At 71.6% G+C, this 17,875-nt stretch carries 14 protein-coding genes and 2 pseudogenes; 9 read left to right on the top strand and 7 right to left on the bottom strand.

Annotation, left to right across the window (positions count from 1 at the left end; translation table 11 throughout):
• The first annotated feature begins 17 nt into the window (after positions 1-17).
• Positions 18-593, top strand: coding sequence for a histidine phosphatase family protein (locus OG272_RS09050; RefSeq protein WP_327730543.1), 576 nt, complete (start codon positions 18-20; stop codon positions 591-593).
• Positions 594-618: 25 nt separating this feature from the next.
• Here OG272_RS09050 and OG272_RS09045 read toward each other — a convergent pair.
• Positions 619-1,053: pseudogene (locus OG272_RS09045) on the bottom strand (DUF6314 family protein); the annotation flags it as partial.
• Positions 1,054-1,196: 143 nt separating this feature from the next.
• On the opposite strand from OG272_RS09045, the gene OG272_RS09040 reads away from it, so the two are divergent.
• Entirely contained in the window at positions 1,197-3,680 is a 2,484-nt protein-coding gene (locus OG272_RS09040; protein ID WP_327730544.1) for an alpha-L-arabinofuranosidase C-terminal domain-containing protein, read from the top strand.
• Between the two features lie 110 nt (positions 3,681-3,790).
• Here the strand turns inward: OG272_RS09040 and OG272_RS09035 are convergent, their stop codons facing one another.
• Positions 3,791-4,552, bottom strand: coding sequence for a LysR family substrate-binding domain-containing protein (locus OG272_RS09035; RefSeq protein ID WP_327730545.1), 762 nt, complete (start codon positions 4,550-4,552; stop codon positions 3,791-3,793).
• Positions 4,553-4,692: 140 nt separating this feature from the next.
• Between OG272_RS09035 and OG272_RS09030 the strand changes: the two genes are divergently transcribed.
• The 7 genes from OG272_RS09030 (at position 4,693) to OG272_RS09000 (ending at position 11,939) form a co-directional block, all read left to right on the top strand.
• The gene (locus tag OG272_RS09030; protein ID WP_327730546.1) at positions 4,693-5,097 is read left to right on the top strand and encodes a DUF5997 family protein; all 405 of its coding nucleotides are present in this window, start codon (positions 4,693-4,695) and stop codon (positions 5,095-5,097) included.
• 166 nt (positions 5,098-5,263) lie between these two features.
• A complete protein-coding gene (locus OG272_RS09025; RefSeq protein ID WP_405893017.1) occupies positions 5,264-6,928 on the top strand; it encodes a hypothetical protein in 1,665 nt (554 codons plus the stop codon).
• A gap of 25 nt (positions 6,929-6,953) precedes the next feature.
• Positions 6,954-7,982, top strand: coding sequence for an N-acetyl-gamma-glutamyl-phosphate reductase (argC, locus tag OG272_RS09020; protein WP_327730549.1), 1,029 nt, complete (start codon positions 6,954-6,956; stop codon positions 7,980-7,982).
• Positions 7,983-8,094: 112 nt separating this feature from the next.
• A complete protein-coding gene (gene argJ, locus OG272_RS09015; protein WP_326584038.1) occupies positions 8,095-9,249 on the top strand; it encodes a bifunctional glutamate N-acetyltransferase/amino-acid acetyltransferase ArgJ in 1,155 nt (384 codons plus the stop codon).
• The gene (gene argB, locus OG272_RS09010; protein ID WP_326584039.1) at positions 9,246-10,166 is read left to right on the top strand and encodes an acetylglutamate kinase; all 921 of its coding nucleotides are present in this window, start codon (positions 9,246-9,248) and stop codon (positions 10,164-10,166) included. Before argJ ends, argB begins: the two co-directional genes overlap by 4 nt.
• Positions 10,163-11,389, top strand: a complete 1,227-nt coding sequence (locus OG272_RS09005; RefSeq protein ID WP_326584040.1) for an acetylornithine transaminase — start codon at positions 10,163-10,165, stop codon at positions 11,387-11,389. The genes argB and OG272_RS09005 overlap by 4 nt, the downstream gene beginning before the upstream one ends.
• A gap of 7 nt (positions 11,390-11,396) precedes the next feature.
• The gene (locus tag OG272_RS09000; RefSeq protein WP_326584041.1) at positions 11,397-11,939 is read left to right on the top strand and encodes an arginine repressor; all 543 of its coding nucleotides are present in this window, start codon (positions 11,397-11,399) and stop codon (positions 11,937-11,939) included.
• Between the two features lie 208 nt (positions 11,940-12,147).
• On the opposite strand, the gene OG272_RS08995 is transcribed toward OG272_RS09000, so the two are convergent.
• From OG272_RS08995 to OG272_RS08975, 5 genes and pseudogenes are all read right to left on the bottom strand, one after another.
• Positions 12,148-12,942 (bottom strand): FAD:protein FMN transferase, encoded by a 795-nt coding sequence (locus tag OG272_RS08995; protein WP_326584042.1) that lies wholly within the window; start codon positions 12,940-12,942, stop codon positions 12,148-12,150.
• Positions 12,943-12,946: 4 nt separating this feature from the next.
• Positions 12,947-14,032, bottom strand: coding sequence for an FMN-binding protein (locus tag OG272_RS08990; protein ID WP_327730550.1), 1,086 nt, complete (start codon positions 14,030-14,032; stop codon positions 12,947-12,949).
• A gap of 181 nt (positions 14,033-14,213) precedes the next feature.
• Positions 14,214-15,551, bottom strand: a complete 1,338-nt coding sequence (locus tag OG272_RS08985; RefSeq protein ID WP_326585900.1) for a ferredoxin reductase family protein — start codon at positions 15,549-15,551, stop codon at positions 14,214-14,216.
• A 191-nt stretch (positions 15,552-15,742) separates the two neighbouring features.
• Positions 15,743-16,330: a pyridoxamine 5'-phosphate oxidase family protein gene (locus OG272_RS08980; RefSeq protein WP_326584044.1), complete on the bottom strand. Its 588-nt coding sequence runs from the start codon at positions 16,328-16,330 to the stop codon at positions 15,743-15,745.
• A gap of 682 nt (positions 16,331-17,012) precedes the next feature.
• Positions 17,013-17,846: pseudogene (locus OG272_RS08975) on the bottom strand (hypothetical protein); the annotation flags it as partial.
• Between the last annotated feature and the right edge of the window lie 29 nt (positions 17,847-17,875).

The following is a 17,875-nucleotide window of genomic DNA, read 5'->3' as shown; positions in this document are numbered from 1 at the left end:
CGTTCCACCATCGCCGCATGCCTCTTCGGGTCACGTTCGTCGCCGCCGCGCGCTGTTCCTCGCTGCTCACGGAGCGTTTCGAGGACGACCGGCCGCTGGACCAGGCCGGCTGGGACGAAGTGCAGCGCGCCGCCCACGAGCTGGTGCCGCTGGCGGCGGCCGAGCTGCGCTACTGCTCGCCGACGCCCCGCAGCCGGGCCACCGGGGATGCCCTCGGCTACGCGCCGCTGGCCCAGCCCGCGCTGCGGGACTGCGACATGGGCCGGTGGCGCGGCTTCACGCTCGGCGAGGCCATGGCCCGGGAGCCCTCGGCCGTGGACGCCTGGCTCGCCGACCCGCGCGCCACCCCGCACGGCGGCGAGTCGCTGATCGCCTTCATCTCCCGCATAGGCGGCTGGCTGGAGACCCGCCCCGCGGGCGACGGCGGTCGTATCGTCGCCGTGGCCGAGCCGTCCGTGCTGCGCGCCGCCCTGGTCTACGCGCTGAAGGCCCCGCCGTCGTCGTACTGGAACATGGACATCCGGCCCCTGTCGACGGTCACGGTCGCGGGTCACGCGGGCCGCTGGAACCTGCGGCTGGGCGCCGCGCAGTAGGCGGGGCGGGTCCTGACGCGGGCGCGCGGGTGTACTCGGTGACCAGGAGCTGGTCCTTCGCTGGGCCGCCGACCCGCCAGGTCGTACGCCAGCGATCCTCGTCGTACACCGCGAACTCGCCCCGGTAGAGGTCGGCGACGCAGGGGTGGGTCGTGCGCCAGCGGCCGGCTGTCAGGTCCAGGTCGTGGAAGGGGCGGCCGTCGGCGAAGCGGACGTCCGCCGTGCCGGGGGTCGGGCCCGGCAGGAAGCGCAGGGTGCGTTCGGCCGGACGCGGCACGCCCTGCCAGACGAAAGTTCCGATCTCCCGGTGGAGGAGACCGCCGTCGTCCGACGGGCTGAAAACGGTCGTCCCGGAGAACTCCCCTTGCGCCCCGTTCGCCAGATCCCGCACGGACCGCAGGACCCGCCACCTTCCGGAGAGATGAGCCAGTACATCGGGAACTGGCAGGAAAACGCCCATCCGTCCTTCACTTCCGACACTTTCGGTGCTGTGCGACCCGTTGACGCTGTCTTGGTCACCTCCCTATCTTGCCGTTCGAAGTGCTGATCATTGTCTGATATTTCGAACAACTCCAGACCCCCACCCCGAGCCGCGGAGTATCCATGTCACGCAGCACCCGTACCCGTTGGAGACTCGGCCTCACCGCCACCGCCTTCCTGGTGGCGGCCGCCTCCGTCCCGGCCCCCGCGCACGCCGAGGACGTCACCGACTACGCGATCACCGTCGACCCGAGCGCCAAGGGTGCCAAGATCGACGACACGATGTACGGCGTCTTCTTCGAGGACATCAACCGGGCCGCCGACGGCGGTCTGTACGCCGAGCTCGTGCAGAACCGCTCCTTCGAGTACTCGACCGCCGACAACCGCGCGTACACCCCCCTCACCTCCTGGGCCGTCGACGGCACCGCGCAGGTCGTGAACGACGCCGGCCGGCTCAACGAGCGCAACCGCAACTACCTCTCCCTGGGCGCCGGTTCGGCCGTCACGAACGCCGGCTACAACACCGGTGTCCGGGTCGAGGAGGGCAAGAAGTACGACTTCTCGGTGTGGGCGCGCGCCGAGAGCCGTACGGCGCTGACCGTCACCCTCCAGGACGCCGACGGCACGCTGGCCAAGGCCCGCCAGGTGGTTGTCAAGGGCGGCTGGGCCAAGTACCGGGCCACCTTCACCGCGACCCGCACCAGCAGCGACGGCCGTCTCACGGTCGCCTCCGCAGGCGCCGCCGCCCTCGACGAGGTGTCCCTCTTCCCGCGCGACACCTACAAGGGCCACAGGAACGGTCTGCGCAAGGACCTCGCCGAGAAGATCGCCGCTCTGAAGCCGGGCTTCGTCCGCTTCCCCGGCGGCTGCCTGGTCAACACCGGTTCCATGCAGGACTACAGCGAGGCCTCGAACTGGGAGCGCAAGCGCTCGTACCAGTGGAAGGACACCATCGGCCCGGTCGAGACGCGCGCCACCAACTCCAACTTCTGGGGCTACAACCAGAGTTACGGCCTCGGCTACTACGAGTACTTCCAGTTCTCCGAGGACATCGGCGCGATGCCGCTGCCCGTGGTGCCCGCCCTCGTCACCGGCTGCGGCCAGAACAGGGCCACCGACGACGAGGCCCTGCTCCAGCGGCACATCCAGGACACGCTCGACCTCATCGAGTTCGCCAACGGGCCCGTGACCAGCGAGTGGGGCAAGAAGCGGGCGCGGATGGGCCACCCGAAGCCCTTCCACCTCACCCACCTCGGCGTCGGCAACGAGGAGAACCTGCCGAACGAGTTCTTCGCCCGCTTCCAGAAGTTCCGGGCCGCCATCGAGGCGAAGTACCCCGACATCAAGGTGATCTCGAACTCCGGCCCCGACGACACGGGCACCACCTTCGACACCGCGTGGAAGCTGAACCGCGAGGGACGCGTCGACATGGTCGACGAGCACTACTACAACAGCCCCCAGTGGTTCCTCCAGAACAACGACCGCTACGACTCCTACGACCGCGGCGGCCCGAAGGTCTTCCTCGGCGAGTACGCCTCCCAGGGCAACGCCTTCAAGAACGCCCTCTCCGAAGCCGCGTTCATGACCGGCCTGGAGCGCAACGCCGACATCGTGAAGCTCGCCTCCTACGCACCGCTCCTCGCCAACGAGGACTACGTGCAGTGGAGCCCCGACATGATCTGGTTCAACAACCGGGCGTCGTGGAACTCCGCCAACTACGAGACGCAGAAGCTCTTCATGAACAACGTCGGCGACCGGGTGGTGCCGTCGACGGCCACCGGCACACCGGCGCTGACCGGCCCGATCTCGGGAGCCGTGGGCCTCTCCACCTGGGCCACGACAGCGGCGTACGACGATGTGAAGGTGACGGCGGCGGACGGTACGAGCCTGCTCACCGATGACTTCAGCGGGGACGCCTCGAAGTGGACCCACACGGGCAAGGGCAGTTGGAGCATCCAGGACGGACAGTACGTGCAGACCGACGTGGCCGCCGAGAACACCATGGTCTCGGCCGGTGACACCGCCTGGCACGACTACGACGTCAAGGTGAAGGCCACCAAGAAGGCCGGCAAGGAGGGCTTCCTCGTCGCCTTCGGCGTCAAGGACACCGGGAACTTCTACTGGTGGAACCTCGGCGGCTGGAACAACACCACCAGCGCGGTCGAGCAGGCCGTGGACGGCGGCAAGTCCTCGCTGATGTCCAAGCCGGGCACGATCGAGACGGGCCGTGCGTACGACCTCGAGGTCAAGGTGCGGGGGCGGCAGGTGACCCTGTTGCTGGACGGCCAGGAGTGGGGCAGCTTCACCGACGACAAGCCGGCCGAGCCGTTCCGGCAGGTGGTGACGCGTGACGCGAAGACCGGCGATCTGATCGTCAAGGTCGTCAACGCGCAGTCGGTGGCCGCGCGTACGGCGATCGATCTCGGGGGTGCGAAGGTCCGCGCCAAGGCGCGGGTCACCACGCTCGCGGCCGCGCCGGACGCGGTGAACACGGAGACGGCTACGCCGGTGGCGCCGGTGACGTCCACGTTCCGTGGGGTGGCTGAGGAGTTCAGCTATACGTTTCCGGCGAACTCGGTGACGTTCCTGCGGATCAAGAAGAGGTGACGGGGGAAGCGGCCCGGGCTTGGTGAGCCGGGCGCGGGTGCGTGGGGGCTGGTCGCGCAGTTCCCCGCGCCCCTGATTGGGCCTGCGGCCCATCCAGGGGCGTACCTCGCCTACGAGCGGCGGCGGGGCTTTCCGGCCTTGCCGCCGCTCTTGGTGTTCTTGCCGCCGCCGGACGAGCCGCCCCGGGGGGTGCGGGTGGTCGGCTTGCCCGTGCCGGGGCGCTTGGGCTTCTGTTGCGGCTTCTTCTCCTCCGGGGGCTTCGCGCGGCCCCGTGAGCTGTTGACCGTGCGGCCCCGGACGATGCCGATGAAGTCCTCGACCAGGTCGGTCGTCGCGTCCTGGGGCCAGGACAGGGCGACGCGGGACTCGGGGGCGTCGGTGACCGGGCGGTAGGTCAGGTCCTTGCGGTGGTGGAGCCGGGCGAGCGACTGGGGGACGACGAGCAGCCCGATCCCGGCCGCCACCAGCTCGATCGCGTCCGCCGTGGTGGCGGGGCGCTCGAACGCCGGCTCGCCCGGCGGGCGCTCCCAGCCGAGGGTGTCGTCGAGAGGATGCAGCACGACCTCGTCCGCGAGATCCCCGGTGGTCACCTCGTCGACCGCCGCGACGACGTGGTCCTTGGGGATCACGACCACCGTGGTCTCGGTGTAGAGCGGGATCGCGCTGAGGTCGGTGCCGTCCACCGGCAGCCGTACGAGACCGGCGTCGGCACCGCCGTCCCGCAGGACGCCGAACGCCTCGGCGGTGGACACCTGGAGGAGGGTCAGGGGGACGTCGGGCAACCGCTCGTTCCAGATCCGCACCCACTTCGTGGGCGTCACTCCCGGGACGTACGCGAGCCGGAACGAAGGGGATGCTTCCGAGCCTGTCACATGACCAGGCTAACGGGCGGGGGCACGGGTCCGGTCACCGCGGGCGGCCAGGTGCCCGGCCGGCGGGCACGGGTACGGCGACGGACCCCGGTCGTCGGCCGTGGTCAGCGGTCGCGCACACGGTCGATACCCTTGACCTCATGACGTCGCACCAGACCACCCAGACCATGAAGCCCGCCACCGCGGCGAAGAAGCTGGGTGTGTACCTCGAAGCCACCCCCGCCGAGTTCCAGGAGGGCGTCGTCTCGCGCGCCGAGCTGACCACGCTCCAGACGAACCCGCCGGCCTGGCTGGAGGAACTGCGCCGCAACGGCCCGCACCCCCGCCCCGTGGTCGCCGCGAAGCTGGGTGTCTCCATCGCGGGCCTCGCGCGCGGCGGAATCACCGAGGCCCTCACCACCGAGCAGATCGAGGCCCTGAAGCAGGACAGCCCGGAGTGGCTGCAGAAGGAGCGCGCCACCCAGGCCGAGGTCCGCAAGGAAGGCGCCCGCATCAAGAAGCGCGACGCCGAGCGGGCGGCCCGGTCGGACGACCGGCGCTCCTGACCCGGTTCGGCGGTACACCGGACCCCGGCTACGCGCGTGGAAGCGTGCGGGCAGCAACCGTCGGCCTGACCGCGCGCACCGCCCCCGCGCGCACCGCCCCCGCACGACTGCTGCTCGGCCGAAAACCATGAACCGTTCGGCAGGGGCCCTGGGCAGGATGCCCTCTGTGAAGCATCTCCTGTGCGGGCTCGCCGCCAATCCGGCTCTGCCGTCCGAGCTGGTCGACCGGCTGATCGCGCTCGCGGACGCCGATGTGAACGACGACCTCGCCCGTCGTGCCGACCTCAGCCGGGCGCAGGCGGTCACGCTCGCCTCGCTGGACGAGGGGAACGGCGTGCGGCTGGCGTACGGGGGAATGCTGACCGCCGCCGACGTCGATCCCACGGCACAACCGCTGGTCGCCCTCGCCCTCCTCGACGAGGGCGCCGGCGCCCCGGAGTGGGCTCGCCTCCTCGCGGCGGATCCGGTGGTCGCGCACCGGGAGAAGCTGGCCGCCTGCCCCGGTCTGCCGCCGGACGTGGTGGAGACCCTCGCCGCGGACTCGGACGTACAGGTCGTCGCGGAGCTCGCCCTGCGGGCCGCGCCGGACGTGGCCGCCCGTCTCGCCGAGCATCCGCACGCCGAGGTCCGCCGTGCGGTGGCGGCCAACGAGGCGACACCGCCGGACGTCCTGGCGGCGCTCGTCAGTGGCGAGGGGCTGCCGCCCGCGCGGCGCTGCCTGGTCTGCGACCACGAGGAGCCACCCTTCACGCACGGCGAGGGCTGCCCGCGGCCCGACTGCGATCTGCGGCCGGGTGCCTCCTGCGACGGCTCCCACGAATCCACCGCGCTCGACCTGCTGCGGGCGGCCCTGGAGAACCCGGCCACACCGGCGCGGGCGGTCGCGGGCTTCGCCGACCACCCGTCGCCGCTGCTGCGCCGGGCGCTCGCCGCCCGCCCCGGTCTGCCCCCGGAGGCGTACGCACGGCTCGCCGTGGATCCCACGCCCGGTGCCCGCGCCGATCTCGCCGAGAACCCCGCGATCGACGACACCCTGATCCGCGCGCTGGCCGACGACACCTCCCCCGACGTCCGGCGCGGGCTCGCGCACAACCCGCGGGTGCCCCTCGACGTGCTCGCCCACCTGGCCGCCACCACCAGGATCGGCAGCACCCTCCTGCCGCGGATCGCCTCCGCCACGGCCGCCGAGGTCGAGGAGCTGGTGCGCTCGCCGCACGCCGTCGTGCGCATGCTCCTGGCCACGCGGCGTGATCTGCCGGCCGCGATCCGCGCCACGCTGGCCGACGACCCCGACGCGAAGGTGGCCAAGTCCATAGCGCCGCACCCCAGCCTCGGCGAAGCGCGGTTGCGTGCCATGGTCGACCGGCACGGGGTCCAGGTCATCGCCGGGGTGGCAGCCAACCCGGATGCCGGCCCGGCCCTGCTGGAGCACCTGTCCCGGCACGCGCCCCCGGCGCGGAAGGCGTTCCGCGAGATCGCCCGGCACCCCCACGCGACGGCCCCGGCGCTGCTCGCCTGCCTGGCGGACGAACGGGCGAGGCCCCTCGCCGCCGGTCACCCGGCCCTCCCGCCCCAGGCCGTCACGGACCTGCTCACCGACACCGACCCGCAGGTGGCGGAAGCCGCGGCCGCCAACCCCTCGCTCCCGCTCGCCGTGATGGAGGAGCTGACCGGGGAAGCGACCAGGGAGATGACCGGGAGGACGACTGGGGAGATGACCGGGGAACTGCTGCCCCAGGACCTGCCGCCACCGGCGTCGAGCCGCTCACCCGGCCCGTCAGTAGGCAGCCGCCCCCTCGTGGATTGCATAAACGTGCATCGAAACGTATAGTCATGCCATCCAAGAGGAGGGTTCCATGGCGGTACGTGTGGCGGTGGCGGGAGCGAGTGGTTATGCGGGCGGCGAAGTGCTGCGCCTGCTGCTCGCCCACCCCGAGGTCGAGATCGGTGCACTGACCGGCAACTCCAACGCCGGACAGCGCCTGGGCGGGCTGCAGCCGCACCTGCTGCCGCTGGCCGGCCGGGTGCTTCAGGAGACGACCGCCGAGGTCCTCGCCGGGCACGACGTGGTGTTCCTCGCGCTGCCGCACGGGCAGTCCGCGGCCGTGGCCGAGCAGCTCGGCCCGGAGGTGCTCGTGGTCGACATGGGCGCCGACTTCCGGCTGAGGGACGCGGCGGACTGGGAGCGGTTCTACGGCTCGCCCCACGCCGGCACCTGGCCCTACGGCCTTCCCGAACTTCCGGGTGCCCGCACCGCGCTGGAGGGGTCCAAGCGCATCGCGGTACCCGGTTGCTACCCCACGGCCGTGACGCTGGCCCTGTTCCCGGCGTACGCGGCGGGCCTCGCCGAGAACGAGGCCGTGATCGTCGCCGCCTCCGGCACGTCCGGCGCGGGCAAGGCGCCCAAGGCGCACCTGCTCGGCAGCGAGGTCATGGGGTCGATGACCCCGTACGGCGTCGGCGGCGGCCACCGGCACACGCCCGAGATGATGCAGAACCTCGGCGGCGTCGCGGGCGAGCCGGTCTCCGTGTCCTTCACGCCCACCCTCGCGCCGATGCCCCGCGGCATCCTCGCCACCTGCACCGCGAAGGCCAGGCCCGGCGTCACCGCCGAGTCGGTGCGCGCCGCGTACGAGAAGGCCTTCGGCGACGAGCCGTTCGTCCACCTGCTCCCCGAGGGGCAGTGGCCGGCGACGGCGTCCGTCTACGGTTCCAACGCCGTTCAGATCCAGGTCGCGTACGACGAGGCCGCGGGCCGCATCATCGCGATCAGCGCCATCGACAACCTCACCAAGGGCACCGCCGGTGGCGCCCTCCAGAGCATGAACATCGCCCTCGGACTCCACGAGACGACGGGGCTTTCCACGATCGGGGTCGCACCGTGAGCGACGCACGCGCAGCCGCCGGGCCGCAGACGACGACGATGGCCGCACCGCTGCGCTGCACGGGCGACAGCGACATCAGCCGCTTCCGCGGCGGGGCGAACGAGGAGACGCAGTGAGCGTGACGGCAGCCAAGGGGTTCACGGCGGCGGGCATCGCCGCCGGAATCAAGGAGAACGGCAACCCGGACCTGGCCCTCGTGGTCAACACCGGGCCCCGCCTCGCCGCCGCGGGCGTCTTCACCTCCAACCGGGTGAAGGCCGCGCCGGTGCTCTGGTCCGAGCAGGTGCTGAAGGGCGGCCAGGTCTCCGCCGTCATCCTCAACTCCGGTGGCGCCAACGCCTGTACGGGCCCGAAGGGCTTCCAGGACACCCACGCGACCGCCGAGAAGGTCGCGGACGTCCTCGAAGGACACAACGCGGGCGAGATCGCCGTCGCCTCCACCGGCCTCATCGGCGTACTGCTGCCGATGGACAAGCTGCTGCCGGGCGTCGAGACGGCCGCCGCGCAGCTCTCCGAGCACGGCGGCGAGAAGGCCGCCATCGCGATCAAGACCACCGACACCGTGCACAAGACGTCCGTCGTCTCCAGGAACGGCTGGACCGTGGGCGGCATGGCCAAGGGCGCGGGCATGCTCGCCCCCGGCCTCGCCACCATGCTCGTCGTGGTCACCACCGACGCCGACCTCGACAGCGAGACCCTGGACAAGGCCCTCAGGGCCGCCACCAGGGTCACCTTCGACCGCGTCGACTCCGACGGCTGCATGTCCACCAACGACACCGTGCTGCTGCTCGCCTCCGGAGCCTCCGGAGTCACCCCTCAGTACGCGGAGTTCGCGGAGGCCGTCCGCGAGGTGTGCGACGACCTCGGGCAGCAGCTGATCCGGGACGCCGAGGGCGCCGGCAAGGACATCAGGGTCGAGGTGGTCAACGCCGCGACCGAGGACGACGCCGTCGAGGTGGGCCGCTCCATCGCCCGCAACAACCTCCTCAAGTGCGCCATCCACGGCGAAGACCCCAACTGGGGACGGGTGTTGTCCGCCATCGGCACCACCAGGGCCGCCTTCGAGGCCGACCGGCTCAACGTCGCCATCAACGGAGTCTGGGTCTGCAAGAACGGCGGTGTCGGCGAGGACCGCGACAACGTCGACATGCGCTACCGCGAGGTGCACATCGTCGCCGACCTCGCCGCCGGGTCCGAGACCGCCACGATCTGGACCAACGACCTCACCGCCGACTACGTCCACGAGAACAGCGCCTACTCGTCATGAGCACTACGCGGAAGCACACCGCCCTTCCCAAGGCCCGCATCCTGATCGAGGCGCTGCCCTGGCTGACCCGCCACCACGGCAAGACCGTCGTCATCAAGTTCGGCGGCAACGCCATGGTGGACGAGGAGCTGAAGCACGCCTTCGCCCAGGACGTCGTCTTCCTGCGGCAGGCCGGCCTCAACGTGGTCGTCGTGCACGGCGGCGGCCCGCAGATCAGCCGGGCCCTCGACAGGCACGGCATCGTCAGCGAGTTCAAGGCCGGCCTGCGCGTCACCACCGCGGAGGCCATGGACGTCGTACGCATGGTGCTCGCCGGACAGGTGCAGCGCGAGCTGGTCGGGCTGCTCAACCAGCACGGACCGCTCGCCGTCGGACTGACCGGCGAGGACGCGCACACCATCACCGCCACCAAGCACCAGCCCGAGATCGACGGCGAACTGGTCGACATCGGGCGGGTGGGCGAGATCACCGCGATCGACACGGGCGCGATCGAGGCACTGCTCGCCGACGGCCGCATCCCGGTCGTCTCCTCGATCGCCCGGAGCCAGGACGAAGGTGACATGGGGCATGTCTACAACGTCAATGCTGATACGGCGGCTGCGGCACTCGCTGCTGCTCTGGGCGCCGAAACCCTCATGGTCCTCACGGACGTCGAGGGCCTCTACGAGGACTGGCCCAACAGCGACGAGGTGATCAGCCGCCTCACGGCTTCCCAACTGGAGAAGCTGCTGCCGGAGTTGTCCTCCGGCATGGTGCCGAAGATGCAGGGCTGTCTGCACGCCGTGCGGGGCGGCGTGAACACCGCCCGCGTCATCGACGGCCGGGTCCAGCACTCGATCCTGCTGGAGATCTTCACCGACGAGGGCATCGGCACGATGGTCGTGCCCGACGCCGAGCAAGAGGGGGATGCCGAATGACCGAGACCGCCAAGAACGCAGAGCTCACCCAGCGGTGGCAGGGCTCGCTCATGAACAACTACGGCACCCCGAAGCTCTCGCTCGTCCGCGGCGCGGGCACCAGGGTGTGGGACGCCGACGGCAAGGAGTACGTCGACTACGTCGGCGGTATCGCGGTCAACGCGCTCGGCCACGCCCACCCGGCGATCGTCGAGGCCGTCAGCAGCCAGATCGCCTCCCTCGGCCATGTCTCCAACCTGTTCATCGCCGAGCCGCCCATCGCGCTCGCCGAACGGCTGCTGGAGCACTTCGGCCGCGACGGCAAGGTCTTCTTCTGCAACTCGGGAGCCGAGGCCAACGAGGGCGCCTTCAAGATCGGCCGGCTGACCGGGCGGCCCCACATGGTCGCCACCGAGGGCGGCTTCCACGGCCGGACCATGGGTGCCCTCGCCCTCACCGGCCAGCCCGGCAAGCAGACCGGCTTCCACCCGCTGCCCGGCGACGTCACGCACGTCCCGTACGGCGACGCGCAGGCCCTGGCCGCCGCGGTCACCGAGGAGACGGCCCTCGTCATCATCGAGCCCGTCCAGGGCGAGAAGGGTGTCGTGGTCCCGCCGGCCGGCTATCTGAAGGCCGCGCGGGCCATCACGGCCGCCAGCGGCTCGCTGCTGGTCCTCGACGAGGTGCAGACCGGCGTCGGCCGGACCGGGCACTGGTTCGAGTACCAGGCGCACGAGGGCGTCCTGCCGGACGTCGTCACCCTCGCCAAGGGCCTCGGCGGCGGACTCCCGCTCGGCGCGACCGTCGCCTTCGGCCGGGCCGCCGAACTGCTCCAGCCCGGCCAGCACGGCACCACCTTCGGCGGCAACCCGGTCGCCTGCGCCGCCGGACTCGCCGTCCTGGAGACCATCCGGGCCGAGGGTCTGCTGGAGAACGTCAAGCGGCAGAGCGAGAAGCTGCGGAACGGAATCGAGTCCCTCGGCGACCCGATGATCGACTATGTCCGTGGCGCGGGCCTCCTGCTGGGTATCGTGCTCACCGAGCCGCTCGCGCCCCTGGCGCAACAGGCCGCTCAGGACGCCGGTTTCCTGGTGAACGCGCCCGCCCCCGATGTCGTACGGCTGATGCCCGCGCTCAATATCGGTGACGCGGACGTGGATGCCCTCCTCCAGGCTCTGCCCGGCATCCTCGACGCGGCGCGGGCGGCGCACGAAGCCAGCGGGGACGGACGAGCCGGAGAATGAGACGACGATGAGCCAGGCGCAGGAGCACGACCAGGCGGGGCCCGCCGTGCCGCAGACCCGCACCGCACGCCACCGGCGGATCGTGGACATCCTCAACCGGCAACCTGTGCGGTCGCAGAGCCAGTTGGCGAAGCTGTTGTCCGACGACGGGCTGAGCGTCACGCAGGCGACGCTCTCCCGGGACCTGGACGAGCTGAACGCGGTGAAGATCCGCAACAACGACGGCGACCTGATCTACGCGGTGCCGAGCGAGGGGGGTTTCCGCACCCCTCGGGCCCCGCTGGGGGAGTCGGCGAAGGAGGAGCGGATGCGGCGGCTCTCCGCGGAGCTGCTGATCTCCGCGGAGGCCTCGGCGAACCTGGTCGTCCTGCGTACGCCGCCGGGGGCGGCCCAGTTCCTGGCCTCGGCCATCGATCAGGCGGAGCTGCACGACATCCTGGGGACCATCGCCGGTGACGACACGCTGCTGTTGATCAGCCGGGACCCCGTGGGCGGACAGGCGTTGGCGGATCACCTGTTGAGGCTGGCTCAGAACGGGAACGGGCACTGAAGGGGGTGCTTCGCGGGGACACCGGCCGCGGGTCCGTGGTGGCTGGTCGCACAGTTCCCCGCGCCCCTGAAAAGGGGCTTCGCCCTCTTTTTCCCGCCTGACCGGCCGCGGGCAGGCGGGCCGCCGGTGCGGCACGGGTGGGCGCGGCGGCACCCGGTGAGAGTCGGTGAGCGCCGGTGAGCGCCGGTGAGCGAAACCCGCCGCCCGCTCAGCCCAGCCGCGCGGCCAGCCCTCCCGTGCAGCGGACCTCGTCGCCCGCCGTGATCAGCAACGCCTCCGCGTCCTCCAGGGACTCCAGCCACGCCAGGCCCTCACGGGAACCCATCGCGAAGGCGGCCGTCGCCCAGCAGTCCGCCCAGGTCAGGCGGGGGGCGACGACCGTGACGGAGACCAGGTCCGTCACGGCGGACTTCCCCGTGCGGGGGTCGACGATGTGGGCGCCGCGCTCGGCCGTGCCGGAGGTGGCGACGGCGAGGCGGTCGGTACCTGCGGCGGTGACGACGGCGGCGAGGCCACCCGGACGGAGCGGGTCGGCCACGCCCACGCGCCACGGCCGCTCGGGACCGGGGACACCGCACAACTGGACGTCACCGCCCCCGTTGACGCTCACCCCGGCCACCCCGGCCTCGACCAGACGCAGGGCGGCCCGTTCGGTGGCCCACCCCTTCACCAGCCCCGTCGGGTCGAAGCGTCCCGCGTACGTGGCACTGAACCAGCCGTCACTCAACCGCTCGGCCTCGGCACACAGGTGGAGCACCTCGGCGACCTCGGGAGCGCACTCCTCGATCGTCACCTCGCCCCGGGCGAGCCGGGAGATCTGGCTGTGCTCCCGGTAGGTGCTGAACACCTCGTCCACGGCGTGGAGTCCGGCCACCGCCTCGTCGAGCGCGGCCCTGACCGCCGTGGGCTCGCCTCCTCGGACGTCGAAGGAGAAGACGGTGCCCATGACCTCCTCGGCGTGCCGCAGCTGGGAGGGCGCGGCGGCCCCGGCGGGTTCGGCCACCGGATCAGCCGGCCTGGTCCAGAGCGGACTGGAGGGACTGCTGGTAACCGCCGCTGGTGTATGTGGCGCCCGAGACAGCATCGATGTCAGCGCTCCCTGCCGAGACGGCGTTCTGGTTGAGCTGGGGGATGGCGGTACCGCTGATCTGGGTGGAGCGGCCGCCGGTGGGCTGCTGCAGCGCCTCGGCGCCTGTGATCCTGCCGTCGGTGACCGTGACGCGGACCTGGACCGGGCCGTAGTCCGTCTTGATGGCGGAGCCCGTGAGCACCTGGGTGCCCGTCGCCTGCCCGGCCCCGGAGTTCTCGGTGCCCTCGGCGGCGCCGCCCGCGTCCTGCGAGCCGCCCGCCTCGACCTCGGTGCCCGAGTCCTGGGCCTTGCCGGCCTGGTCCAGGGCGGACTGGAGGGATTCCTTGTAGCCGGCGCTGGTGTAGGTGGCGCCCGAGACGGCGTCGATGTCGGCGCTGCCGGCGGCCACGGCCGCCTGGTTGAGCTTCGGCACCGACTCGCCCGTGATCTGGGTGGAGCGGCCGCCGCTCGGCGCCTGCACGGCCTCGGCGCCTGTGATCTTGCCGCCGCTGACCGTGATCCGGACCTGGACCGGCCCGTAGTCGGTCTGCACCGCGGTGCCCGTGAGCACCTGGGCGCCCGAGTCCTGGGCCTTGCCGGCCTGGTCCAGGGCGGACTGGAGGGATTCCTTGTAGCCGGCGCTGGTGTAGGTGGCGCCCGAGACCGCGTCGATCTCGGCACTGCCCGCCGCCACGGCCGCCTGGTTGAGCTTGGGGATGGCGTCGCCGCTGATCTGCGTGGAGCGGCCGCCGGTGGGCTGCTGCACGGCCTCGGCGCCTGTGATCTTGCCGCCGTTGACGGTGATCCGGACCTGGACGGGGCCGTACTCGGTCGTGACGGCGGTACCCGTCAGGGTCTGCGCCCCGGCCGCCACCCCGCCCTGTGCCGAAGGCGCGCCCCCGGCCGCTCCGGCCTGTACCGATCCGGCGTCCGTGGCCGGCTTCAGCGACAGCAGCAGCACGATGCCGGACACGGTGGCGGCGGTGGCGAGCAGGGTCCGCCGGATGGGGTGGCTCTTCTTCATCGCTCCTTCAGCTCCTGAAGTGTGAAGTCTCGCGGGGGAGACCCGAGGGGCGAACCCGTGGGGAAACCCATGGCCAGAAGTCGGGGTGGGACGGTCGTGGAGACCTACGGCTGGGACGGTCGTGGAGACCTGTGGCTGGGACGGTCGGGCGGGTGGGACCGGCGGCGAGCGGTCCCGTCGCTCACATCTCGAACGACTCGTGGTGGATACGGCGGGTCGGGACACCCGCGCCGCGCAGCGCCTCGTAGACGCCCTGGGCGAAGCCGGGCGGCCCGCACAGGAAGACGTCGTGGCTCTCGATGTCCGGGATCTTGCGGCGAAGGGAGTCCGGCGAGATGTCGGGCCGTTCGCCCTCCGGGCTGTTCACCGCGTACATCAGCCGCGCCCCGCGCTCCTCCGCGATCTGCGCCAGCTCGTCCCACAGGGCCAGGTCCTGGGTGGTGTTGGCCCGGTAGAGCAGGGTCAGGTCACCGGCCGCGCCGGGCAGCGTCTCGAACAGGGCCCGCATCGGCGTGATGCCCACGCCGCCGGCCACCAGCAGTACCTTGCCCCGGCTGCGCTTGCCGGCCGTGAGCGCCCCGTACGGGCCCTCGGCCCACACCCGGGTGCCGGGCTCCAGGTCGCGCAGGGCCGAGCTGTGGTCGCCGATCGCCTTGACCGTGATGCGCAGCATGTTGGGGCGGGGCGCCGCCGACAGCGAGTACGGGTGCGAGCTGAACCGCATGCCCGGCGCGAGGAACCGCCAGCGGAAGAACTGCCCGGCCTCCGCGCCCATCCGGTGCAGCTTGCGCCCGCTCATCAGTACCGAGACGATGCCGGGCGACTCCTCGATGACCGCCTCGACCCGCAGCCGGTGCTTCATGTTCAGCTTGATCGGGACGATGATCCGGTACCAGACCACCAGCGCGGTCACCGAGCCGTACAGCGCGTACCAGCCGGTCTTCGCGGCGGGGGTGGCGGCGAACTCGTTGCCGGTGGTGATCTGGTGCCAGAACGTCAGGAACGTGGCCGCGTACGTCAGCAGGTGCGTGTGGTACCAGACGTCGTACGGGATCCGCTTGCGCACCGGGCCGATCGAGATGAGCCCGATGAACACCAGCAGACCGGTGCCGATGGCGGCCTTGCCCATGTCCGGCAGTTGGTTGATGGAGTCGATGGTCTGCTGCAGGATCGCGGTGTGGGTGAGACCGGCCTGCAGCGCGTACCCGTACATCGTGAGGACGACGTGCGCGACGACCAGGCAGAGCGTGTAGCGGCCGGTCATCGCGTGCCAGCGGGCCACCCGGTCGGAGCCGACCCGTCGTTCCAGCGCGGGCACCCGGGCCATCTGGAGCACCACCAGGGCCATCAGATACCCGCCGAGCAGGCCCGTGATCCGTCCGGCGTTGACCATCTTGCTGCCCTGGTCCGCGATGGACGGGGTGTTGTCCCACCACAGCCACACCACCGCGGCCGCGCCCGCCCAGAAGGCGAGCAGCAGCGGGACGGCGGGAGAACGACGAGGTCGGATGCGGCGCATCGTCTGGCGGCGCGCGGCGCGACCTCCGGCGATCGTGGACACGGTTCCTCCGTGGTGGGCTGGACCCTTGGCCCACACGTACGTGCTGGGAGTGCCGTGTGTTCAACGGTGTGAACAACTGTCTTGCGGAACGGTCGGTACCTGCCTTGCGGAACGGTCGGTATCGGACGACGGCCGCCGCGCCGCGCCCGTCAGACGGCGGAGGGCGGCAGGGGCAGGGGCAGCCCGGGCAGTCCGTCCAGACTGGTCGCGATGTGCTCCTTGGAGCTGAAGTAGGCGCTGAGCGAGTCGTCGTCCTCGCGCGCGAAGCGCCTGCCGTGCAGATCGCGGTCCTCCTCGTACGCCATGAACGGCACGGAGTAGCCGCAGCTGTCGCGGACGCGCTCGGCGCGGACCACGATGATCGCCCGCAGGCCGTGGGACGCGGGGTCGATGTCGGGGAAGCGGGCGAGGAGTTCGGTGAAGCGCGGGTCGTCGCGGAAGACGGCCTCGCCCGTGCCGTGCACGCGCACGATGTTGGGCGGTCCCTGGAAGGCGCACCACATCAGGGTGATCCGGCCGTTCTCGCGCAGGTGCGCGATCGTCTCCGCGTTGGACCCGGCGAAGTCCAGGTAGGCGACGGTCAGTTCGTCGAGGATCACGAACGAGCCGCGCAGGCCCTTGGGGGAGAGGTTGACCGTGCCGTCGGCGGACAGGGGCGCGGTCGCGGTGAAGAAGAGGGGCTGTGCCTCGATGAACGTACGCAGGCGGCCGTCGATGCGCTCGTAAGTCTTTCCCATGTCTAACGATTATCGGCGGAAACGCTTCGCCTGTCTAAGGAATTGGGCCCGGGAACACGAATTCCGGGTGGATCCCATCGCTGGGATCCACCCGGAACCAGGTCTTCCGTGGCCGCCCCGGCCGGCGCGCGGGGCGGCCACGGCCCCTGTCGCCCCCAAGGGGGCACAGGAGGTCACTCGCCGGATGGCCGGCTCATCGTGGGCCGCTCAGCGTGAGCGGTCGTCGGGTGCGGTCGTCGTCGAGACCGCGGACTACTGGTTACTGGTTGAGCTGGCAGGGGGCGAGTGCCTCGAGGCCCTCGGGCTTGGCGGCGGCGCGGCCGATGGCGGTCTCGATGCGGTTCAGCGTGGCGACGCGCTTGTCCTCCAGCGGGCCGAGGATGGCGTTGTCGACGAAGTTGGCGCCGCCCTGGCCGACGGTGTCGATGAGGCGCTGGTTGGCTTCCTGGATCTGCGTGTCGAGCAGGGCCAGGTTGCGGTCGACCTCGGCCTGCGCGGAGGCGGGGATCTCGGGGAGGCTTCCCTCGACCTCGGGGCAGGTGATGGTGCCCGCGGCGCCGGCGTTGCCCGCGTCCTCGCCCGCACCGGCCTCCGCACCGGCTTCGGCTCCGGCACCCGCTTCGGCGCCTGCTTCAGCACCCGCCTCGGCTCCGGCGTCGGCACCGGCCTCCTCGCCGGCGCCCTCGTTCAGCTGGCAGGGGGCGAGCGCCTCGAGGCCCTCGGGCTTGGCGGCGGCGCGGCCGATGGCGGTCTCGATGCGGTTCAGCGTGGCGACGCGCTTGTCCTCCAGCGGGCCGAGGATGGCGTTGTCGACGAAGTTGGCGCCGCCCTGGCCGACGGTGTCGATGAGGCGCTGGTTGGCTTCCTGGATCTGCGTGTCGAGCAGGGCCAGGTTGCGGTCGACCTCGGCCTGCGCGGAGGCGGGGATCTCGGGGAGGCTTCCCTCGACCTCGGGGCAGGTGATGGTGCCCGCGGCGCCGGCGTTGCCCGCGTCCTCCGCACCCGCGCCCGCCTCCGCACCGGCACCGGCCTCAGCACCGGCGTCCGCCTCCTCGCCGGCGCCCGCGGCGCCGCCCTGGACGAGTTCGCAGGGGGCGAGCGCCTCCAGGCCCTCGGGCTTGGCGGCGGCGCGGCCGATGGCGGTCTCGATGCGGTTCAGCGTGGCGACGCGCTTGTCCTCCAGCGGGCCGAGGATGGCGTTCTGGACGAAGTTGGCGCCGCCCTGGCCGACGGTGTCGATGAGGCGCTGGTTGGCTTCCTGGATCTGCGTGTCGAGCAGGGCCAGGTTGCGGTCGACCTCGGCCTGCGCGGAGGCGGGGATCGCCGGCAGGCTTCCCGCGACGGCCGGGCAGGAGATGGTGCCGGGGCCCGCGTTCGCCGCGTCCTGACCGTTGTTGTCGGCACCCTCACCGGCGAGGGCGGAACCCGCGATGACCGCTCCGGAGAGCACGACCGCGGCGGCGCCGCCGATGATCCCTACGCGACGCTTGTTGTACTTCGGAAGAGCCCTGGACATGCGGATGCCTCACTCGAGTCGGGTGTGGT

Origin of the sequence: Streptomyces sp. NBC_00104, from assembly GCF_045160825.1 — a bacterium.
Taxonomy (GTDB): domain Bacteria; phylum Actinomycetota; class Actinomycetes; order Streptomycetales; family Streptomycetaceae; genus Streptomyces.
The sequence above is the reverse complement of the archived record's forward strand: the minus strand, read 5'-3'. Positions and strand labels throughout refer to the sequence as shown.